Raw genomic sequence first — 20,566 nt, forward strand, 5'->3', positions numbered from 1 at the left:
GATGACACCATGTTGAACAAGCTCGGGAGCAACCAGCTGATGGTGATGGCTCTCATCTGTGCTCCCCTGCTGATGCTGCAGGGGCTCTGGCTCGCCTTCGTGAGCACGCCGCTCACCCTGCTGCTCATCCTCGCCACCAGCCTGCTCGGCTTTGGCCTGCTGATCCGGCTGGTGATGAGGCTGCAACAGGCAGATCGGGAGAGACAGGAGCAGGTGTGGTGCCGGGCGCTGCAACTGCGCGACCCCACCTGCCTGGAGACCCCGACAGCCCAGGCCGCCCTGCAGCAACTGCTCGCCCATTTCAACGAAGCCGAGCTCGATGCCCACCGCCAGATCAATGAACTGCACCACCAGGCGACCCAGGACGAACTGACCCAGTTGCAAAACCGTCACGCCTTTCGGCGCGACATGACCGAGCTGTTGCAGCGGGATCAGGATACCCAGACCGCCACCCTGGTGCTGGTCCGCGCCACCGAGCTTGGCAAGCTCAACGCCCAGCGCGGCTTTCAGTCGGGGGATGCCTACATCAAGGATATTGCCAACCTCATCACCAGGGTGGTGAACCGCTTTCCTGGCCATCAGGTCTACCGCATCTCGGGGGCCGACTTCGCCGTGCTGGTTCGGCCAGAGGCCAACATACCGCCTCCCCTGCTCGGGCGGGATCTGAAGATCGCCTTCGATCACTACCAGCAGGAGCATGAGCTGGAGAGCGCCGCCTACTCGGGGCTGACCCGGCTCAGCAGCGGCCAGAAGGTAGAAGCCATTCTGGCCCGGGCGGATCTGGCGCTGGCCCGCGCCCAGACCGAGGCGGTCAATGGCTGGGCCATCCAGCAGGATGACAACGTGGTGGAGCTGCAGGGGCAGCATCACTGGAAGCTGGTGCTGACCGAGCTGCTGGAGCAGGAGCGGATCGACTTTACCTATCAGCCGATCCAGCCCATGCACCGCAGCATGCTGGCCTACAACGAGATCTACCCCCGCTTCAGCAGCGCCGACGGTACCGTGCTGCCCACCGACACCCTGTTTGCCATGGCCCAGCGGCTGGACATGGTGATGCGGCTGGAGCAGATGCTGGTGACCCACTTCATGCGCCAGTACCGGGCCTTTGGCTCCAACCAGAGTCGCTGGGGCATCAACCTCTCCAGCAATCTGCTGCAAAACAGCGCCTTTCTGATCTGGCTGGACCGACAGCTGCTCAACGATCCCAACACCAGCGCCAACCTGGTGTTCGAGCTGGATGAGGAGCACCTGGAGCGCAACCTGACCGGGGCCAAGCGGGTGTTCGAGCTGCTCAGACGCAACGGCAGCCGCTCCGCCATCTGCAACTTCGGCAAGGGGATCGGCTCGTTCAATCTGTTTCGCGAGCTCAAGCCCGACTACATCAAGCTGGACCCCGCTCTCATCACCGGGCTGGAGCAGGATCTCACCAATCAGCAGTTCGTGCGGATGATCGTCGATGTATCACACCGGATGGGGTGCCAGGTGATTGCGGAAGGGGTCGAGCAGCTGGGCCAGAAGCAGCTGCTGCAGGGTATGTATGTGGACGGGTTGCAGGGCTATCTCATCGCCAGGCCCCAGCCGCTTCGGCCGGACATCAGCCAGCTCGGGCTCTTTACTGAGGATGCTTCAACTTCAACAGAGTCAGAATGATGTCGTTGAGCTGGCGATAGCGCTCCAGCTCTTTCTGATCGTAGCGGGTCGCCAGAGCGGTGGGATTGTGGCGGTTCTTGAGGTAACGGTTGATCTGCAGCCGGTTGAAGCCCGCCACCTGATAGACCTGCCCCAGTAGGGCATTGAGCTCCTCGTGTTCAAGACCGGCCTTGGCGAGGTAATCCTCCTGGGCCGGGCTCTCCAGCTGGCAGCTCTGCTTGGCGATGCGGCCGGTCTCCTGCAGATAGCTGAGCCACTGCTCCAGATAGAGCGGCTTGCAGCCCGCCAGCAAGTTGAAGAAGCCCACCGCATCGCAGCGGCAGTCGGTCAGCAGCAGTACCGCCAGTCGATCGTCATCACAGTGAAAGGTGACGGGGCCGCTCTGTCCCCAGTCCAGCGCCTGGACCCGGATCTCGGCCCGCTCCCCCGCAGCGCCGGTGACGTCGAATACAAACATGGCTCCTCCCGCTCGGCAAAAGGTTGATGATGGACCATCCCTTTGGCGGGTGCAAAGGCAAATCGCCTTTTCATTCAGTATTCTGCAAGCCGGCCATAAAAAAACCGACATCCTCGCGGATATCGGTTCTCGTCACGCGGGCCAAGGCCCGGTTCAATGCAGCCTGGTTCAGGCGTCCAGTTCCACCAGCGCCTTGGCCAGCTCGATGGGTTCGAGCTCCTGCCCTTCCAGATCGGCGTTCCAGTTCGGGCCGACCAGCACGTCGTCTTCGTCCAGATCGTTGATCCAGATGTCGAGGAACTCTTCCAGCTCGATCACTTCCGGCTCGTAGTCGGCCCACTCGTCCACGCAGTGCAGACGGGCGTCCTCTTCGGCGGACCAGAGCGGCATCACGTCCGCATCTTCGAACTCGGCAGAACGGCAGACCACCCAGTCTTCACCGTAGCGCAGACCCCACACCTGACCCGACTCGCGGACTTCTTCGATGAACAGTTGGAAATTGGCGTCAAGATTGTCAGTTAACTTACTCATGGGGCTCTCTCTTTAATCGGGTGCTGCGGCCACGGCAGTGCCGAGTGGCAATGCGGTGGCCAAATGGTGTCGCAAAAGCGACATGGACTCAAGCATCTTGGGGGTTATCACACAAAAAACTGCCCGATGGCGGGCTTTACCTGACAAAACGCCTCCCGAAGGAGGCGTTTTCAGCGCAGAGGGTGGGATCAACGCTCCCAGTACACCTCTTCCAGGCTGTCTTCCTTCTCCGGCAGACCGCGCGACAGGCGCGGGCTGCTCTGGGCCAGCACCTCGTAGCTCACCCGGTTGGCGTACTTGCACACCTGGGAGAGCGAAGAGTAGGTGAGGAACTCGGCCACGTGCTTGGCGGAGTTGGGCACGGCGCTGCGGTGATAGGCGTTGGCCACCATGTCGTGCAGCACGGCGGAGAGTGCCCCGTCCCCTGCCCCGTTGGTGTTCTTGATCTTCTCCGGCCCACCCATGTAGGGGGAGATGTGGGAGTAGATGCGCTTGGGCACGCGGCAGCCGCTGCGGGTCATCGGGCGGCTGAACTCGTACATGTTGAACTCGGGGATGACACCGGGCAGCAGCGGCAGGGTGGTTTCGCGCTTGAAGTCATCTTCGGTGTAGGCGGCCATGTAGAGCCCCACCGGCCCTGCGGTGCAGAGCACCATGTCGGCCCAGTCCAGCGCCTTGTCGGCGGCGGCCAGCGGATCGGAGAAGCCGGTCAGGGCCTCGCCCTCTTCCTCGTTCATGGCAAGCACGGTGACATTCTCGCTGATGAAGTCGCGCCACCACTGGGGGTCGGACTCGATGACGAAGCGGGTGCCCAGGGTCAGCACCACTGGCACGCCGGCCTCGCGGGCATAGCGCACCGCGGCCATGGCCGCTTCCTTCATCGGAGTCCCATCTTCACCGCGCACCAGATAGGCGGTGATGACCAGGGCGGAGGACTCCTTGATGATCTCCTCGGGGATGTGGGCCACATCCAGATGGTCCATCTTGCCGGCGTTGATGCCAAAGCTGCGTTCGCCCCCTTCGGTGATGAAGGTGAAGCAGCGGCCGACCGGGCCGTCTACCGGTTGCAGGTAGTCCAGGTTGACCCGCGACGAGGTGTTGCACAGGTAGCGGTAGGCGTAGCTGCCGATGCGGATGTCCTGGCTCATGACGCCGAGCAGGATGGAGTGGGAGTCCGCCAGTACCGAGTAGTTGTGCATGGTGTTGCCGATGGTGCCACCGGCAAACTCGCTCACCACCATGTTGTTGCTCTTGAGCTCGTCGTATATCTGCTCCGCCACCTCGTCGGAGATGAGCATGGAGTGGCCGCGGCTCAGGCCATAACGCTCGAGAAACGCCAGGTCAACGTGCGCTTCGATGTCGACCAGCGTCTGGTCAATCCCGACCACATAGGCCTTGCCCCGCTCCGAGAGCTCCGCACTCTGGGAGATGAGGGGATCACGACGATCCACTGGAAAGTAGTGTTTGGACTTGCGCTGACCGGGAAATTTCATGGCAATGTTCTTGTGCTCTGGGGGAAAGAGGGGCGGGATTTTAACACAATCCGCCGCGCCGAAAAGTCGCCTGATTAAAATATGAAGTCAGTATAGACAAGGGTTGCAGAGGAAAACGTTTACCAAAACCCATCAAAAAAACCACCTCGCGAGGAGGTGGTTTTGGGGGCGGACAAGACTCAGCTGGCGGCGAGCCCGCTGGCCAGTGCCAGCACCGAGAAGAGCCCGAGCGAGAGCCAGAAGAAGAGGGTGCCGAAGAGGCGCGGCATATTCGGCGCCTTGGGGATCTGGATGCCGATGGCGTGCAGGATGCGCCCCACCAGCAACAGCACGCCGCCAAGGTGCAGCCAGAAGGCACCGACTCCCGCCAGCTCGCACAGCGCCATCAGCAGCAGGGTGAGCGGCACGTACTCGGCGAAGTTGCCGTGGGCCCGGATGGCGGCGCGCATCTCCGGCGCCTCCCCTTCCCCAATCATCACCTTGAACTGGGCGCGGCGCTTGACCACCCAGAAGGAGAGCAGCAGAAACAGCAGCCCCAAGAGGCCGGCGTAAATCAGGGTGATATGCATCATGATGACACTCCTTCTCCTTGGATAACGAACAAAACACGGCCCGCTCCGGGGTACGGCACGGGCGGCGTGTCGATCAGGCCAGCTCGCGGCAGATCAGCGACACCATCATGCGGATGTGGGCCTGATCGCTGTTGAGGGCCGGAATGTATTCAAACTGCTCGCCCCCGGCGGCCATGAAGATCTCCCGGTTCTGCACCTGGATCTCCTCCAGGGTCTCGAGGCAGTCGGCGGCAAAGGCCGGGCAGATCACATCGAGCCGCTTGATCCCGGTTGCCGGCAGGCCGCCGATGGTCACGTCGGTGTAGGGCTTGAGCCACTCCTCTTTGCCAAAACGGGACTGGAAGCTGGCGGTCCACTGGCTGGCCTCCAGCCCGAGCGCCTCGGCCAGCAGGGCTGCGGTGCGCCGGCACTGCTGACCATAGGGATCCCCTTCCCGCTCGTAGCGCTCGGGAATGCCGTGGAACGACATCAGCAGGTGCTCGCCCTGGCCGTGCTGCTCCCAGTGGCGGCGCACGCTCATGGCCAGCGCCTGGATATATTCGGGGTGAGCATGGTAATCACGAATGAGCCGCACCACCGGCAGGTTGCGCTCTTTTTTCATCGCCCGGCTCCAGCCATCGAACACCGAGGCGGTGGTGCTGACCGAATACTGGGGATAAAGCGGCAACAGGATCACCCGGTTGACCCCCTTGGCCTTGAGCGCCTGCCAGCCCTCCTCCAGCGAAGGGGAGCCGTAGGTCATGGCCAGCTCCACCGGCACCTCGACCCCTTCGCGTCTGAGCTCCTGCTCCAGCGCCGCGCGCTGCTGCTGGCTTATCACCATCAGCGGCGAGCCCTGCTCGGTCCACACCTGCTGATAGAGCTTGGCCACCTTGGGGGAGCGGGTCGGCAGGATGATGAAGTGGAGCAGCGGGCACCAGAGGTAGCGCGGCAGGTCGACGACCCGCTGATCGTGCAGAAACTGGCTGAGAAACGCCTTGACGGCGGCCGTGGTGGGCGCGGCTGGGGTACCCAGATTGACCAGCAAGATCCCGGTTTTCGTGGTCACGTTTGCTTCCTGTCTTTCTGTTGTTATGTCTTATATGCAAGAAAGGGCCCTGTCGGGCCCTTGTCTCAATGGCACATTGCCGCTGGCCCCTGGGGGACGATGGCAATGGCGGGCTTAGCCCAGGATGGTCGCCAGCTGCTTGCTGACCAGTTCCACCGGCTGGGTGCCATCAATCTTGACGTAACGGGTGTTGCCCGCTTCCGCTTCCTTGCCGTAGAAGCCGATGAGCGGTGCGGTCTGCTGATGGTACACATCCAGACGCTTGCGCACTGTGGTCTCTTCGTCGTCGGCACGGATCACCAGATCTTCACCGGTCACGTCGTCCTTGCCTTCCACTTTCGGCGGGTTGAACACCACGTGGTAGGTACGGCCGGAGCCGGAGTGAACGCGACGACCGCTCATGCGCTTGACGATCTCTTCGTCCGGCACGTCGAACTCCAGCACGAAGTCCACGGCAACACCGGCATCCTTCATGGCTTGCGCCTGGGGAATGGTGCGCGGGAAACCGTCCAGCAGGAAGCCGTTGGCGCAATCCGGTTGGGCAATACGCTCTTTGACCAGGCCGATGATGATGTCGTCAGAGACGAGCTGACCTGCGTCCATCACGGCTTTGGCCTTGAGGCCCAGCTCGGTGCCCGCCTTGATCGCGGCACGCAGCATGTCGCCGGTGGAGATCTGCGGAATACCGTGTTTTTCCATGATGAACTGAGCCTGAGTACCCTTGCCGGCACCCGGAGCCCCCAACAGAACAATGCGCATACACGCTCCTATTGATTGGTTATTCAATTCTTGAGAAGGCAAAAAACTACACGGTTTCGCTCATTTCCACAAGCTTGGCCCGTGTGAGTGACTTATTTTTCACCATTTTCCCGTCACGGCAATACGACCATTGGCGCAGATCCGTTTACGAAAAATGAGTGAAAATGCAGCAGCACTGCACGCAACTGGCGCCCGCCCCAAACGGGGCAGGCGCCAGAAAAGAAAGAGCCCACTGCACGCAGTGGGCCCAAACATCATGCCTGGAGTAACAGACGGTTGATACGGGAGACGAAGCTCGCCGGATCATTCAGCCCGCCCTGCTCGGCCAGCTGAGCCTGTTCGTGCAAGAGGGTGACCCACTCGCCGAACAGCGCCTCGTCCTGGATGGTATCGAGCTTCTTCACCAGGGCGTGGTCGGGGTTCAGTTCCAGAATGTACTTCTGCTCCGGCACCGGCTGACCGGCGGCGCGCATCAGCTTGATCATCTGGGTGCTCATGCCGTGGGCATCGGTGACGATGCAGGACGGCGAGTCGGTCAGACGGTGGGTGACGCGCACCTCTTTCACCGCCTCGCCCAGGCTCTGCTTGACCCGCTCCACCAGACCGGCGTTGGCCTTCTCGGCCTCTTCCTGTGCCTGTTTGGAGGCTTCGTCTTCCAGATCGCCGAGATCCAGCTCGCCACGGGTGACGGAGACCAGCTGCTTGCCGTCGAACTCGGTCAGGTGGCTCATCAGCCACTCGTCCACCCGCTCCCACATCAGCAGCACTTCGACGCCCTTCTTGCGGAAGATCTCGAGGTGCGGGCTGTTCTTGGCGGCAGCGTAGGAGTCGGCGGTGATGTAGTAAATCTTCTGCTGGCCTTCCTTCATGCGGCCAACGTAATCCTCCAGCGACACGGTCTGGGCTTCGCCCTCGCCGGCGGTGCTGGCAAAGCGCAAGAGCTTGGCGATCTCTTCGCGGTTGGCGTAATCCTCGGCCGGGCCTTCTTTCAGCACATTGCCGAACTCGCTCCAGAACTTGGCGTACTTCTCGGCGTCGTCCTTGGCCAGCTTGGCTAGCATGGTCAAGACGCGCTTGGAGCAGGCCTTGCGCAGGGAGACGGTCACCTTGTTGTCTTGCAGGATCTCGCGGCTGACGTTGAGCGGCAGATCGTTGGAGTCCAGCACCCCTTTGACGAAGCGCAGGTAGGTCGGCATGAACTGCTCGGCGTCATCCATGATGAAGACGCGCTGCACGTAGAGCTTCAGGCCGTGCTTCTGCTCGCGGTTGTAGAGGTCAAACGGTGCGCGGGCCGGCACGTAGAGCAGGCTGGTGTACTCCTGGGCCCCTTCCACCCGGTTGTGACCCCACAAGAGCGGATCTTCGAAGTCGTGGGCGACGTGCTTGTAGAACTCCTGATACTCCTCGTCCTTGATGTCCTTCGGGTTGCGGGTCCACAGCGCGGTGGCGCGGTTGACCTGCTCCCACTCGCCCGGGGTGCCGACGATGGTTTCACCGTCTTCTTCCCGATCCGGGGTGCCCTCTTTGTACATCTCCACCGGCACGCTGATGTGATCGGAATATTTGCTGACCACGGAGCGCAGGCGCCAGTCGTCGAGGAACTCGTCCTCTTCGGCACGCAGGTGCAGGATGACGTCAGTACCGCGACCCTCTTTGGTCACGTCGGCCACGGTGAAGGAGCCTTCCCCTTCCGATTCCCATTGCACGCCCTGGCCCGGTTCGGTACCGGCGGCGCGGGAGACCACGGTCACCTTGTCGGCGACGATGAAGGCGGAGTAGAAGCCCACCCCGAACTGACCGATCAGCTGGGAGTCGCGGCCCTGATCACCGGAGAGGTTCTTGAAGAACTCGGCGGTGCCGGATTTGGCGATGGTGCCCAGGTGCTCGATCACCTGATCCCGGGTCATACCGATCCCGTTATCGGAGATGGTCAGGGTCCGTTTTTCTTTATCAACCACCAGGCGAACGCGCAACTGGCCGTCGTTTTCGAACAAAGAGGCATCGGAAAGCGCCTTGAAGCGCAGCTTGTCCGCCGCATCGGAGGCGTTGGAAATAAGCTCGCGCAGGAATACTTCTTTGTTGGAATAGAGGCTGTGGGCCATCAGGCTCAGCAGTTGTTTGACTTCAGTCTGAAACCCGTGGGTTTCGGCATGAACGCTTTGGGTCATCGACACTATCCTCAGGCGATTCGGGTTGAACATATTCCCGATCCAAGATGGGGCCGGCGATCGCCATTTCAAGGGGACAAATACAACGAACGGTGCGAATGGCGATTTTTGCGCCAATCGAGGCCGTGGCCCCATCCTGCGCAAACAAAAAACCCGCCGAGGCGGGTTCTGGTATCGTGGGCTGAGTCGCTACGCAGATTCAGCTCAGTAACTGGCGCTGACTCAGTTGAGGGGCTGGCGCCCCATCAGGGAGTGGGAGAGCGTGGTGCCATCTACCAGCTCCAGCTCGCCGCCCACCGGCACCCCGTGGGCAATCCGGCTCACTTTGACGCCGGCGGCGCGGGCCATGTCGGCGATGTACCAGGCGGTGGCGTCCCCTTCGATGGTGGGGTTGGTGGCCAGGATCAGCTCGCTGATCGCCTCGTCTTTCAACCGTCGCTCCAGGATCTCCAGCCCCAGCTCCTCGGGCCCAATGCCGTCCAGCGGCGAGAGGTGGCCCATCAGCACGAAGTAGCGGCCGGAGAACTGGCCGGTCTGCTCGATGGCGGCCACGTCCGCCGGGCTCTCCACCACGCACAGCAGGCCGTTCTCTTCGCGCTTGGGATTGGCGCAGATCTCGCAGCGCTCGTTCTCGGTGAAGGTGCGGCAGTGGCTGCAGTGACCAATCTCGGTCAGGGCGCGAGAGAGCAGCTGGGCCAGCCGCAGGCCGCCGCTGCGCTCACGCTCGAGCAGGGTAAATGCCATGCGCTGGGCCGACTTGGGGCCGACACCCGGCAGCACCTGCAGGGCTTTCATCATCTCATCCAGCAGCGGGCTGAATTTCATGGGCTTGGTATCCTTTGACGCTGTGTCGGCCACGGCGCCCTGACGGGCAAGGAGCGCGACCGAACCTATCTTGTTGGCGCAGGACTATACCCGAGCCAACCCCGAGCGCCAATGGCCTTGTACCCTCAGCCCTCTGCCGAAACGGGAGATGACGCCGTACTCGCCAGCAGGATGCGCTGGCGGCCGCTGTAGATCTCCGCCCGCCCCGGACGGCAAAAGCCCACCAGGGTAAGCCCGGTCTGCTCGGCCCGCTCCACCGCGAGCTCGGTGGCGGCCGAGATGGCGAGCAGGATCTCCACCCCGGCGCTGGCGCACTTTTGCACCATCTCGAAGCTGGCGCGGCTGGTCACCAGGATGGCGCCATCGCGCCGGCCACTGCGCAGCAGGTGCCCCACCAGCTTGTCCAGCGCGATATGGCGCCCCACGTCCTCGCGAATGGCGAGGATGTTGCCCTCGCCGTCCACGTGCACGGCGGCATGGGTCGCCCCCGTGCTCTGCCCCAGCAGTTGGAGCGGGCGCAGCGCCGCCAGCACCTTGTCGATATGACCCACCGCAAAACGCTGGCTGTCGGGCAGCCTTGGCTGGGCGCGCACCACCTGCTCCAGGCTCTCGCTGCCGCAGATGCCGCACCCGGTGCGCCCTGCCAGGGTGCGCCGTTTCTCTTTCAGGCGATGGACGCAGCGATTGGCCAGGGTGATGTGCAGCTCGATGCCGCGGCAGGCGCTCTGCTGCTCGATGTCGTGGATATCGAGCAGGCTGTCGATGATCCCCTCGGAGAGCGAGAAGCCGATGGCGAAATCCTCGAGATCGGCGGCCGAGCACATCATCACGCTGTGGGCGATGCCGTTGTAGACCAGCGCCACCGGAGTTTCGCAGGGCAGCTGCATGGCACTGTCGGTGGTGACGCCGCGCTGATGGTAATGGACCACCTCGCGATGGGCGCTGAGCGCCTGCGGGGTATCGGGGTCGAGTTCAAGCAACATCTGGGGGCCTTAGTTGAGGGTGCGGGGATCTTTGGCCGAGATCCCGAGCCGTTTCATTTTCGACAGCAAGGTGGTGCGCTTCATGCCCAGGCGCTGAGCCGCGCCCCGCTCGCCAGCGACGATGCCGTTGCACGCCTTCAGCGCCCGGATGATGCTGACCCGCTCATCCTCACCCTGTGCCTCGTCACCCTGCGGCAAGGCGGGCTGCGGCTCGCGAAACAGCTCCCGGGCCGGCTCGTCATAGACCAGGGTCTCTATCTTGTGAAAGCCCTTGAGGGGCAGCAGCTCGTCCGGCGAGAGGTTGAGCACATGGCCGCGGGTCATCACCACTGCCCGCTCGATGATGTTTTCGAGCTCACGGATGTTGCCGTACCAGGGGAGCGACACCAGCATCTTCATGGCGTCGGCCGGAATGGAGGTGATGGTGCGGCGCATCCGCTTGGCGATCTTCTTGATGAAGAAGTTGACCAGGAGCGGTATGTCCTCGCGCCGCTCGCGCAGGGGCGGCAGCTCGATGGGAAAGACGTTGAGCCGGTAATAGAGGTCGCTGCGAAAGCGCTTGTTCTTGACCATGGAGAGCAGATCGCAGTTGGTGGCCGCCACCAGCCGCACGTCGATGGCGATGGGGTTGCTGTTGCCCACCCGCTCCAGCTCGTGCTCCTGCAGGACCCGCAACAGTTTCGGCTGCAGATCGAGCGGCATGTCCCCCACCTCGTCGAGGAACAAAGTGCCCTTGTGGGCCCGCTCGAAGCGGCCGATGCGCTGGGTCAGCGCGCCGGTGAAGGCCCCCTTCTCGTGGCCGAACAGATCGCTCTCGATAAGGCCGGTGGGAATGGCGGCGCAGTTCACCTTGACCATCTCGTGATCGTGGCGGGTACTCAGGGCGTGAATGGCCTGGGCGATCAGCTCCTTGCCGGTGCCGGTCTCCCCCAGAATGAGCACGGTGCAGTCGCTCTGGGCCACCAGCTTCACCTTCTCCAGCACCCTCTCCATCACGGCGCTCTGGTAGATGATGTTGGCAAAGTCCCCCTGCGGTGCAGGCCCGTCGACCCGAAGGGTCTTCTCCCTGGCGCCGTTGGTGTTGGAGATCTCCTGCTGCGCCTGCACGTTGTTCATGGCAATCGCCGTGCGCGCCGCCACTTGTTCGAGCAGCGAGATATCGAGGTCGGCGAAGAAATCCGCTTGTGGGTGGGAGAGGATCAGCACCCCCAGCAGATTGCCCCGATAGCGCAGCGGCAGGATGCAGGAGCTGTCGGCGTCGGGGGGCAGGATCTGGGAGGTGAAGCGGCAGCTCGACTGACAGCCGTGGCCCTGCTCGCGATAGAGGAAGAAGGGTTCGCTGTGACCGAGCGCCCCCTGCAGGCAGTTCTTCTCAAAACACGAATGGTTGATGATGCCCGGCTGTTCGCGCTGCTGCTGATTGACCAGGTAGCTCTTGAAGCTGTCAGAGGTGGCGTTGTACTCGGCCAGGCACAGACTGCTGATGCCAAAGTGGTGGTGCAGTATGGTGAACAGGCTCTGGGGCAGCTCGGCGATGCGCACTAACTTAATCACCGCGTTGGTCACGTCCACCAGGATCTTGCAGCTGTCGCGCTCAAGGCGCAGGGAGTTGGCCTGCTCCAGGGTGCGCTCCTTGTCCAGCACGTTCTCCAGCGCAATGGCGACGATGGCCGCCAGCTGGGTCAGCTTGGCCAGGGTCTCCATCGAGAAGGCATTGGCCTCGCGGCTGATGAACTCCACCCCGCCCAGGTGGCTGCGGGCAGTGGTGATGGGCAGCTGGCAGTAGGAGTGCAAACCGTCATAAACCGGGGTGCTCGCCAGCTGTTTGCAGCGGTGGCGAAAGCGGCTCGCTGGCAGCACGATGGCCTGCTCGCGGGAAAAATGGAGATCGGCCTTGCGGCAGATGAGGTGCGCCGGCCCCTGCTCCCCCAGGTAGTAGAAGACCGCCTCCTCCCCCGTCCCCAGGTTGAGAATGAGGTTGACCCGGTCCACCTGGCGAAAGCAGGGCTGGATCCGGTTCAGCTTCTTGATGAAGTCGTCCAGGGTGACGGCGGAGAGCAGGTTCTTGGAGAGGGAGAGAAAGCCGTCATCCCAGATGGGTGAGATGTCGGTCAACGGAATGGCACTCACATTCAGCATTCAGGCCTCGCATTACATCTAGATGGGTACCCTTGCCGGCCAATTGCAGCACGGCAACAACGGTAAACAATGCATCAGCCATCGCAGTCAGATGTTATAATTAATTTTTAAAAATTTAACGCTTAATTATAAAAACTAACATGCAGCGAAATAGCATCGCGCAGATTATCGCAGGATGGCTGGCATAATAAGTTAGCCCCATCCCCATTACAACCAAGCCGGCCCTGGCACATATTACAGCTCCGTCAGCGGATATTTCCCGCCGCGCCCAAATATAGCGTCACTATCGCCGTCATTCGCCGCATATCGCCGCCAACTGGCCCCTCCTCTGCCCCTGTTGCCGCTGTCGCAGGCTCATGAGGAGAGCAGCCGGTAGTTGTGCAGCTTCAGCCCGCCGAAGATGAAGGCAGCGGAAAAGAGCTGAAGTCCCAGCAATAACCCACTGATATTGTCAGCTATTTCCACCGACACCACCCGATGGGTGAGGTAGACCCCGAGCCCCAGCACGCCCGCCAGCAGGCAGTTGACCAGGGTGGTGGAGAGAAAGGCGATGAGCCAGGCCGCCTGCACGCTCAATGCCGCCAGCACGGCGCTCATGGCGATGCGCGCGGCGATAAAACAGCCGAAGAAGGCAAACCCCAGCAAAAATATCAATTCGTCGTGCCATAGAAAACACCCAATCCCTAACAACATCACCAGCAAATAAGCGGAGACATAAAAGATCCCGAACGAAAGATTTAATTCATTTTTCATGATGGACACCTGCCAGCTGAAAAAAGGATGAGCGGATCCGGGCCCTGTATACAGAGCCTGGATCCACTTTATTAACGACGATTACCCTTTGGCGGCGCTGCGCAATTTCGCCTTGAGCGCGCTGTATTCAGTCTGGACGTACACTTCCGCCCCTGGCTGATCCTCGATACGCTCAATTTTCACTGCGCAGTACTTGTACTCCGGCGTGTAGGAGACGGGGTCCACGTGCTCGATGGTGAGCTCGTTGCAGGCCCCGATCCACCACTGGTAGGTCATGTAGACCACCCCGGCGTTGACCCGCTCGTTGTAGTTGGCGCGGGTGATCACCTTGCCACGGCGCGACGAGATCCAGACCAGCGCCTGATCCTTCACCCCGAGCTTCTTGGCATCGCTCGGGTGGATCTGCACATAGCCCGGCTCATCGGCCAGGGTCTGCAGGGCCGAGCAGTTGCCGGTCATGGAGCGGCAGGAGTAGTGGCCCACTTCGCGCACGGTGGAGAGCACCAACGGGTACTCGGCACAGGGCTGCTCCAGCGGCGGCCGCCACTCGGAAGCAATCAGCTGACCCTTGCCGCTCGGGGTGGTGAACACATTCCCCTCGAACAGGGTGCTGGTGCCCGGGTGATCCTCGGTCGGACAGGGCCACTGCACGCTCTTGAGATCGGCCATCTTGTCGTAGCTGACTCCGGCGTAGAGCGGGCAGAGTCCGCGCAGTTCGTCCCAGATCTGCTCCGTATCGCGATACTCCATGGGATACCCCATGGCTGTCGCCATCAGCGAGAAGATGGCCCAGTCCGGCTTCACGTTGTCCGGCGGCGTCACCGCCTTGTAGAAGCGCTGGAAGCCGCGATCCGCCGAGCTGTAGACCCCCTCGTGCTCGCCCCAACTGGTGGCGGGCAGAATGACGTCGGCCATCTCGGCGGTCTGGGTCATGAAGATATCCTGCACGATCACCAGCTCCATCCCCGCCAGGGTACGGCGGAACTGACCGAGGTCGGCCTCGGTCTGGGCCGGATCTTCCCCAAAGATGTAGAAGGCCTTGCACTTGCCCTCCTCCACCTTGTGACCAAGCTCGGTCAGCCGATAGCCGGGTTTCTGGGACAGAGACTCCACGCCCCACGCCTTGGCAAACTTGGCGCTGATGGCAGGATCGCTCACCGACTGATAACCCGGGAACTGGTGCGGCAGCATCCCCATGTCGCAGGTGCCCTGCACGTTGTTCTGACCGCGTACCGGCCCGCAGCCGGTGCCACGGCGGCCGAAGTTGCCGGTCAGCAGCGCAATCCCCGCCAGCCCCTTGACCACGTCCACCGCCTGACCGTACTGGGTCACCCCCATGCCCCACAGGATCATGGAAGCAGGCGATGCGGCATAGGTGCGAATGGCGGCGCGGATATCGGCGGCCTTGAGGCCGGTGATCCCCTCCACGTATTCCGGGGTGTACTTGGCCACCGTGGCCTTGAAGGTGTCGAACCCTTCGGTGTAGTTGGCGACGAACTCCTTGTTGTAGAGCCCTTCATTGATCAACACATTGGCGAAGGCGTTGACCAGCGCCATGTTGGAACCGTTTTTGAGCGGCAGCCACTGATCGGCGATGCGGGCGGTCTCCACCATGCGCGGATCACACACAATCACCTTGGCCCCGTTGGCCTTCGCCTTGAGGATATGGCGGGCGACGATGGGGTGAGAGTCAGCAGCGTTGTAACCAAACACCAGCAGGCACTTGGTCTCTTGAATTTCGGGAATGGCGTTGCTCATGGCGCCGTTGCCTACAGTTGTCTCCAGACCGGAGACTGAGGGTGCGTGTCACACCCTCGCGCAGTGGTCGACGTTGTTCGTCCCAAGCACGGCGCGGGCAAATTTCTGCATCACATAGTTGGCTTCATTGCCGGGGCCACGGGCAGAGCCGGTGGTCATGATGGCGTCCGGGCCATATTTCGCCTTGATAGCGGAGAGGCGGCTGCTGGCAAAGTCGATCGCTTCGTCCCAGGAGACGGCTTCGAGCTTGCCACCGCGCTCGCGGCGGATCATCGGGCTCTTGAGGCGGGGGGTCAGCAGGTTGGTGTCGTTCAAGAAATCCCAACCGTAATAGCCCTTGAGGCAGAGCTGCCCCTCGTTGGTCCGGCCGTTGGCGCCTTCGGCCCCCACCACCTTGTCGTTTTCAACCAGCAGGTTGATTTTGCAACCGGTGCCGCAATAGGGGCACACGGTAATGACTTTTTTCATGACTCACACTCTTGTTTGTTAACGAAAAACGGCTCGGCAAGCCCGCTCACACCCGGGCCGGCATCGCCAGCAGGGCCTCGGCACTGGCCAGCTGCTTCTGCCGGTTCAGGGTGTCAAGGTGGGCCGGCGTGACCAGCCGCAGCGCCTGGGTCGGGCACACCTCGACACAGGCTGGGCCCGCCTCGCGGTGCTGGCAGAGGTCGCACTTGAGCGCCTGCGCCTTGGTCTGCGGCCGCTTGAAGAGCGAATCGGCCGTGGGGGCCACCTCTTTCACCACCACCGCCATGGCGCCGTAAGGACAGGCCACCACGCAAGACTTGCAGCCGATGCAGCGCGCCTGCAGCACCTTGACGCAGCCATCCTCGGTGACGATGGCGTTGTTGGGGCAGGCCATGGCGCAGGGCTTGTCTTCACACTGGCGGCAGAGCACCGGCGTGGTCACCTTGCTGCCCACGATCACCTTCAGGCGCGGCTGAAAATGGCTGTCCTTGGAGACCAGATGTCCATCCTCGATGGCAAGATGCAGGCCGCCCTCCCGCTCAAGGGTCCCGCTGCAGGACCCTGACTGGTGTGAAACGGCGCAGGCCACCTCACAGGTACGACACCCAATACAGAGACCGGGATCGGCAATCACGAAGCTGTTCATAGAGAGGGATCCTAAATGGTTCGTTACACCCGACCGCCCTCACCCACCTGGCAGGCGACAACGCGGTCTGCCCCCACAAAGCATTTATCAGACCAACACCGGCAGATGGCCGTCAAAAAATCACAAGCTCATGAAAATAAAGGAGTAATCTGGATAGCAAAGACGGCATTAGCCGTAACTGACGAGGGTGACGAAGGGGTGGTAAGTGTGATCGACACGACAAAAGTGACGAGGTCGACACCGGCTGACAAGCCCCTGTCCCAACCGCGTGGTGGAGCCGTTCGAAGGAGTTTTCAGCCAGGATCGACCGACCTAAACCGGGCAAGCGGAGGAACGAAATCCGGGGAGAAAAGCCATGGCGAGGGTCAAAAATGGGCCGATTATTGACTGATTTGTTGAGCCAGAGCCGGTTTTAGGCCACTGCCCCTTTAGTTTTCTATCCCTCTGGTTAATATGTGTCACTTGGCAACAAACACTATTTAGACATTTTGTACACATAGATAATCTATAACATAAGCTGGAACTCCAGTGTGATAGCCCGACTATTTTATGCTCTGCATGTTTCTGCAACATGAATATATATTTAACAAACTTATTTAAGGTCAGAAAAATGTTATTATCCAATGAAAATAATCTACAAGTAGAACATCTAAAAGATATAATTAAGAGCTGTGACGAACGAGTAGTAATTATTTCACCTTATCTTGCTGAAGATATGAAGTCATTTTTGAATAACTTTGACTTTTCATCTGTTAAAAAAGTAGAATTGATTACCACATTCAAGCCAAAAGATCTTGAGCAAATAACAAAGCCATTCCAGTTAAAAGATTTTTATCATTTTTTTCATGCTAGATATCCAAAAATAAACGTAAAGGTTCATGTAGATAACAACCTTCATGGTAAATTGTATTTTTCACTTGGTAAAACAAGAAAATTAATACTAACATCTGGAAACTTCACAAGTAATGGGCTTTTTCATAATCACGAGTGGGGAATACTAATAACTGATAATGATTTGATAGAAGAGGCTTTGAATCAGGCTTTCGATTTAATTGATTTTCCAGATGTTACAAATTTTCAAATAGAGCGAGCATGTCTATTTGCAGATGTATACTTAAAAATAACCCACAATGGCAAAAAAAAGAAGCAATTCCTTATGACATATTAGACTCTGTTTATTCAGATGTTGACTCAAACAACAACGAACCAAAATATTATCTAAAACCAGTAGGACACAAAGAGGCTCCAGTTACTTTAGAGGGCAGGCGTGATTTTTCCGAACTACATCAAAATTTACACTTTTCCAAGAAGAAACCAAAAGGAATTAAAAAAGGGGATGTAATAATTACAACGGCAGTCGGTGCTGGCTCGCTCTTATCATATTTCAAAGTCACGAGTGGTTTGCACGTTGCAACCGACGAGCAAATTAAAAGCCATCCGTGGATGGAACGATGGCCATGGTATTTAGAGGGGAAAAACAATAGCGTTAATTTTGGAGGGACATGGTGGAAACATAATTTAAGAAGACAAGATTTGCTGTCCGAATTTCATAAAAAATATCCAAATCAACCTGTAACTAATGCTGGTGGTTTAAGTCTGGGAACAATTAATATGGGTAGTGATAAAGTTCAACTCTCTAATGTTTTTGCTAAATTCTTAATTTCTAAAATTGAAGAGCATGATAATTAATGTCTTATGACATTGCATATAAAAAACAATAATATAACAAGGCGAAGTAATAATAACATATTGCATCTTGTTACTTTTTTCACATTTTCTTTAATGGTGCAATTCACTTCGTTCATTGCACCCTACTTGCTGTCTCTTGATAAATAAAGACTCCATCGCAGCCTTACCCCCTCTCTATTTACTGCCAGAGCCCCTCTTTATTGGTCAGCATTTTATCGTTTATTTCTTAGCCAGCTTGATGCAAAACGCAGGCAAAAATGGATCGCCAGCTAAAACAATCACTTGCCAGGGTCTGGACGGGGTATTTCAATCAGCGGCCAATTAATATTTTCGTTAACCCCCCCTTTTTGATTATTTATACCTGAGCATAAACCCACGACGGGTGTGTCATTATACCCTTAACGGCAGATGAACAGACTGTGTCCCATGATGAGCCTCTTTATATCCAGTTAGCTCCCTTTCCCATCGCAATCCATTAATGCGTTCCTGCGGCACCTGCCGCACGCCCGATAGACGGGGGCGGCCCGTGCTGGCCAATCGTCACCATCAAACTGACAGACAACTTCATGAACGGTAATCACAAACAAGCCCTGTCCGGCGTTACGCTGGCGGCGATCGGCGTGGTCTATGGCGACATCGGCACCAGCCCGCTCTATACCCTGCGCGAGTGCCTCTCCGGCCAGTTCGGTTTCGGGGTGGAGCCCGCCTCCATCCTGGGCTTTCTTTCACTGATCTTCTGGCTGCTGATCCTGGTGGTCTCGGTCAAGTATCTCTCCTTCGTGATGCGGGCCGACAACGCCGGCGAAGGGGGCATCCTCACCCTGATGTCGCTGGCCACCCGCAACACTCCGGCCAAGTGGACCCCCTTGCTGATCATCCTGGGGCTGATTGGCGGCAGCTTCTTCTATGGCGAGGTGGTGATCACCCCGGCCATGTCGGTGATGTCGGCCATCGAGGGCTTGAACATCGCCGCCCCCTCCCTCGACCCCTATATAGTGCCACTCTCGGTGCTGGTGCTGACCCTGCTGTTCGCCATCCAGAAACACGGCACCGCTACCGTCGGCAAGCTGTTCGCCCCCATCATGCTCACCTGGTTCATCACCCTGGCGGTGCTGGGTCTGAACAGCATCTTCCAGCACCCCGAGGTGCTGGGGGCGCTCAACCCCGTCTGGGCGCTGCGCTTCTTTGCCAAGTACCAGACTGCCTCCTTCTTTGCTCTCGGCGCCGTGGTGCTGGCCATCACCGGGGTGGAGGCGCTCTACGCCGACATGGGCCATTTTGGCAAGAGCCCGATCCGGCGCGCCTGGTTTATGGTGGTGTTACCCTCCCTGGTGCTCAACTACTTCGGCCAGGGGGCGCTGCTGCTGGCCCATCCCGAAGCCATCACCAACCCCTTCTTCCTGCTCGCACCAAAATGGGTGCTGCTGCCGCTGCTGCTGCTGGCGACCCTGGCGACGGTGATCGCCTCGCAGGCCGTTATTTCCGGGGTCTTCTCGCTCACCCGGCAGGCGGTGCGGCTCGGTTATCTCTCACCCATCCGCATCGTGCACACCTCCGAACAGGAGTCCGGCCAGATCTATATTCCGGTCATCAACTGGATGCTCTATATCTCGGTGGTGATCGTCATCATGAGCTTCGAGCACTCCAGCAACCTGGCGGCGGCCTACGGCATCGCCGTCACCGGCACCATGGTGCTCACCTCCATCCTCTCCTGCTCGGTGGCCCGCCACAGCTGGCACTGGAACAAGTACCTGGTGGCCGCCCTGTTTATCGCGCTGCTGGCCATCGACGTGCCGCTGTTTGCCGCCAACCTTGCCAAGATCTTCTCCGGCGGCTGGCTGCCGCTCACCCTGGGGGCGGTGATGTTCACCGTGATGACCAGCTGGAAGAGCGAGCGCTTTCAGCTTATTCGCCGCCTCAACGAGCACGGCAACTCGCTGGAGCCGATGATCGCCTCGCTGGAAAAATCCCCACCGACCCGGGTGGCCGGCACGGCGGTCTATATGTCGCGGGTGGTCAACGTGATCCCCCATGCGCTCCTGCACAACCTCAAGCACAACAAGGTGCTGCACGAGCGGATCATCCTGCTCACCCTGCGGGTGGAAGAGGTGCCCTACGTTCACAACGTGCGCCGGGTCTGCATCGAGCAGCTCTCCCCCACCTTCTGGCGGGTGGTGGCAAGCTACGGCTGGCGCGAGACCCCCAACGTGGAGGAGATCTTCCACCGCTGCAACGCCGAGGGGCTGAGCTGCCGGATGATGGAGACCTCATTCTTCATGGCCCATGAGTCGCTGATCATGAAGGAGCGCCCCTGGTACCTCTACCTGCGCGGCAAGCTCTTTATGCTGCTGCAGCGCAACGCCCTGCGCGCGCCGGATCAATTCGAGATCCCGCCCAACCGGGTCATCGAGCTGGGATCCCAGGTGGATATTTGATGGCGGGTTGATGGCCTCTTGATGACATAGAAAACATCAGCAAATAGAGAGGGAGGCATGGGCCTCCCTCTTTTTTGCCATTAACCCCGATTACCGCCCCCTCATCCCCGGCCCTTCTCCCGCAAGGGGAGAAGGGAGCACACCACCAAGGCCATATGCTGCAAACGGTGCAACTCACTTCGCTCTTTGCCC

Annotated in this window: 17 protein-coding genes; 4 read left to right on the plus strand and 13 right to left on the minus strand. The window is 59.7% G+C overall.

From position 1 onward, the window contains the following. Nucleotides 1–9 precede the first annotated feature (9 nt). Nucleotides 10–1,650 carry an EAL domain-containing protein gene (locus AB5Y98_RS20335; protein ID WP_017765834.1) on the plus strand — a complete coding sequence of 547 codons (1,641 nt, stop codon included), beginning with the start codon at nucleotides 10–12 and terminating at the stop codon, nucleotides 1,648–1,650. Here the strand turns inward: AB5Y98_RS20335 and AB5Y98_RS20340 are convergent. From AB5Y98_RS20340 to AB5Y98_RS20400, 13 genes are all read right to left on the minus strand, one after another. Continuing rightward, on the minus strand, nucleotides 1,613–2,107 hold the full coding sequence (locus AB5Y98_RS20340) for a hypothetical protein (RefSeq protein WP_010633746.1): 495 nt from the start codon (nucleotides 2,105–2,107) through the stop codon (nucleotides 1,613–1,615). The two genes, AB5Y98_RS20335 and AB5Y98_RS20340, sit on opposite strands and share 38 nt — an antisense overlap. Nucleotides 2,108–2,275: 168 nt before the next feature. Further along, nucleotides 2,276–2,638 carry a DUF2750 domain-containing protein gene (locus AB5Y98_RS20345; protein ID WP_005301823.1) on the minus strand — a complete coding sequence of 121 codons (363 nt, stop codon included), beginning with the start codon at nucleotides 2,636–2,638 and terminating at the stop codon, nucleotides 2,276–2,278. A 188-nt stretch (nucleotides 2,639–2,826) separates the two neighbouring features. Then, complete coding sequence (locus tag AB5Y98_RS20350) at nucleotides 2,827–4,131, minus strand: inosine/guanosine kinase (RefSeq protein WP_010633745.1); 1,305 nt, start codon at nucleotides 4,129–4,131, stop codon at nucleotides 2,827–2,829. Nucleotides 4,132–4,310: 179 nt separating this feature from the next. Then, on the minus strand, nucleotides 4,311–4,703 hold the full coding sequence (locus tag AB5Y98_RS20355) for an MAPEG family protein (RefSeq protein ID WP_117403350.1): 393 nt from the start codon (nucleotides 4,701–4,703) through the stop codon (nucleotides 4,311–4,313). A 73-nt stretch (nucleotides 4,704–4,776) separates the two neighbouring features. Next, nucleotides 4,777–5,751 carry a ferrochelatase gene (hemH, locus tag AB5Y98_RS20360; protein WP_005301832.1) on the minus strand — a complete coding sequence of 325 codons (975 nt, stop codon included), beginning with the start codon at nucleotides 5,749–5,751 and terminating at the stop codon, nucleotides 4,777–4,779. A 114-nt stretch (nucleotides 5,752–5,865) separates the two neighbouring features. Next, a complete protein-coding gene (gene adk, locus AB5Y98_RS20365; protein ID WP_005301834.1) occupies nucleotides 5,866–6,510 on the minus strand; it encodes an adenylate kinase in 645 nt (214 codons plus the stop codon). Between the two features lie 254 nt (nucleotides 6,511–6,764). Next, on the minus strand, nucleotides 6,765–8,678 hold the full coding sequence (gene htpG, locus AB5Y98_RS20370; protein ID WP_123246316.1) for a molecular chaperone HtpG: 1,914 nt from the start codon (nucleotides 8,676–8,678) through the stop codon (nucleotides 6,765–6,767). A gap of 222 nt (nucleotides 8,679–8,900) precedes the next feature. Further along, nucleotides 8,901–9,503 (minus strand): recombination mediator RecR, encoded by a 603-nt coding sequence (gene recR / locus AB5Y98_RS20375; RefSeq protein WP_010633741.1) that lies wholly within the window; start codon nucleotides 9,501–9,503, stop codon nucleotides 8,901–8,903. 125 nt (nucleotides 9,504–9,628) lie between these two features. Continuing rightward, on the minus strand, nucleotides 9,629–10,486 hold the full coding sequence (gene fdhD / locus AB5Y98_RS20380; RefSeq protein WP_368232758.1) for a formate dehydrogenase accessory sulfurtransferase FdhD: 858 nt from the start codon (nucleotides 10,484–10,486) through the stop codon (nucleotides 9,629–9,631). A gap of 9 nt (nucleotides 10,487–10,495) precedes the next feature. Continuing rightward, nucleotides 10,496–12,625: a sigma 54-interacting transcriptional regulator gene (locus AB5Y98_RS20385; RefSeq protein ID WP_368232760.1), complete on the minus strand. Its 2,130-nt coding sequence runs from the start codon at nucleotides 12,623–12,625 to the stop codon at nucleotides 10,496–10,498. Between the two features lie 354 nt (nucleotides 12,626–12,979). After that, nucleotides 12,980–13,378: a hypothetical protein gene (locus tag AB5Y98_RS20390; RefSeq protein WP_005301849.1), complete on the minus strand. Its 399-nt coding sequence runs from the start codon at nucleotides 13,376–13,378 to the stop codon at nucleotides 12,980–12,982. 81 nt (nucleotides 13,379–13,459) lie between these two features. Further along, complete coding sequence (fdhF, locus tag AB5Y98_RS20395) at nucleotides 13,460–15,604, minus strand: formate dehydrogenase subunit alpha (RefSeq protein ID WP_336291131.1); 2,145 nt, start codon at nucleotides 15,602–15,604, stop codon at nucleotides 13,460–13,462. Nucleotides 15,605–15,650: 46 nt separating this feature from the next. Next, nucleotides 15,651–16,250 (minus strand): 4Fe-4S binding protein, encoded by a 600-nt coding sequence (locus AB5Y98_RS20400; protein WP_368232761.1) that lies wholly within the window; start codon nucleotides 16,248–16,250, stop codon nucleotides 15,651–15,653. A 610-nt stretch (nucleotides 16,251–16,860) separates the two neighbouring features. Between AB5Y98_RS20400 and AB5Y98_RS20405 the strand changes: the two genes are divergently transcribed. The 3 genes from AB5Y98_RS20405 (at nucleotide 16,861) to kup (ending at nucleotide 20,374) form a co-directional block, all read left to right on the plus strand. Beyond that, nucleotides 16,861–17,418: a phospholipase D family protein gene (locus tag AB5Y98_RS20405; protein ID WP_368232762.1), complete on the plus strand. Its 558-nt coding sequence runs from the start codon at nucleotides 16,861–16,863 to the stop codon at nucleotides 17,416–17,418. Then, entirely contained in the window at nucleotides 17,343–17,939 is a 597-nt protein-coding gene (locus AB5Y98_RS20410; RefSeq protein ID WP_368232764.1) for a hypothetical protein, read from the plus strand. Before AB5Y98_RS20405 ends, AB5Y98_RS20410 begins: the two co-directional genes overlap by 76 nt. 566 nt (nucleotides 17,940–18,505) lie before the next feature. Next, nucleotides 18,506–20,374: a low affinity potassium transporter Kup gene (kup, locus tag AB5Y98_RS20415; RefSeq protein ID WP_368232766.1), complete on the plus strand. Its 1,869-nt coding sequence runs from the start codon at nucleotides 18,506–18,508 to the stop codon at nucleotides 20,372–20,374. The last annotated feature ends 192 nt before the right edge of the window (nucleotides 20,375–20,566 follow it).

The sequence above is a fragment of the Aeromonas sp. s3 genome (genome assembly GCF_040907805.1).
In the GTDB taxonomy this organism is placed as follows: Bacteria; Pseudomonadota; Gammaproteobacteria; order Enterobacterales; family Aeromonadaceae; genus Aeromonas; species Aeromonas dhakensis.

Excerpts from the sequence above, each read along its gene's own strand:
- AB5Y98_RS20335 (WP_017765834.1), top strand. The coding sequence starts at position 10 with ATGTTGAACAAGCTCGGGAGCAACCAGCTGATGGTGATGGCTCTCATC.
- AB5Y98_RS20340 (WP_010633746.1), bottom strand. The coding sequence starts at position 2,107 with ATGTTTGTATTCGACGTCACCGGCGCTGCGGGGGAGCGGGCCGAGATC.
- AB5Y98_RS20345 (WP_005301823.1), bottom strand. The coding sequence starts at position 2,638 with ATGAGTAAGTTAACTGACAATCTTGACGCCAATTTCCAACTGTTCATC.
- AB5Y98_RS20350 (WP_010633745.1), bottom strand. The coding sequence starts at position 4,131 with ATGAAATTTCCCGGTCAGCGCAAGTCCAAACACTACTTTCCAGTGGAT.
- AB5Y98_RS20355 (WP_117403350.1), bottom strand. The coding sequence starts at position 4,703 with ATGATGCATATCACCCTGATTTACGCCGGCCTCTTGGGGCTGCTGTTT.
- adk (WP_005301834.1), bottom strand. The coding sequence starts at position 6,510 with ATGCGCATTGTTCTGTTGGGGGCTCCGGGTGCCGGCAAGGGTACTCAG.
- htpG (WP_123246316.1), bottom strand. The coding sequence starts at position 8,678 with ATGACCCAAAGCGTTCATGCCGAAACCCACGGGTTTCAGACTGAAGTC.
- recR (WP_010633741.1), bottom strand. The coding sequence starts at position 9,503 with ATGAAATTCAGCCCGCTGCTGGATGAGATGATGAAAGCCCTGCAGGTG.
- fdhD (WP_368232758.1), bottom strand. The coding sequence starts at position 10,486 with ATGTTGCTTGAACTCGACCCCGATACCCCGCAGGCGCTCAGCGCCCAT.
- AB5Y98_RS20385 (WP_368232760.1), bottom strand. The coding sequence starts at position 12,625 with ATGCTGAATGTGAGTGCCATTCCGTTGACCGACATCTCACCCATCTGG.
- AB5Y98_RS20390 (WP_005301849.1), bottom strand. The coding sequence starts at position 13,378 with ATGAAAAATGAATTAAATCTTTCGTTCGGGATCTTTTATGTCTCCGCT.
- AB5Y98_RS20400 (WP_368232761.1), bottom strand. The coding sequence starts at position 16,250 with ATGAACAGCTTCGTGATTGCCGATCCCGGTCTCTGTATTGGGTGTCGT.
- AB5Y98_RS20405 (WP_368232762.1), top strand. The coding sequence starts at position 16,861 with ATGTTATTATCCAATGAAAATAATCTACAAGTAGAACATCTAAAAGAT.
- AB5Y98_RS20410 (WP_368232764.1), top strand. The coding sequence starts at position 17,343 with ATGTCTATTTGCAGATGTATACTTAAAAATAACCCACAATGGCAAAAA.
- kup (WP_368232766.1), top strand. The coding sequence starts at position 18,506 with ATGAACGGTAATCACAAACAAGCCCTGTCCGGCGTTACGCTGGCGGCG.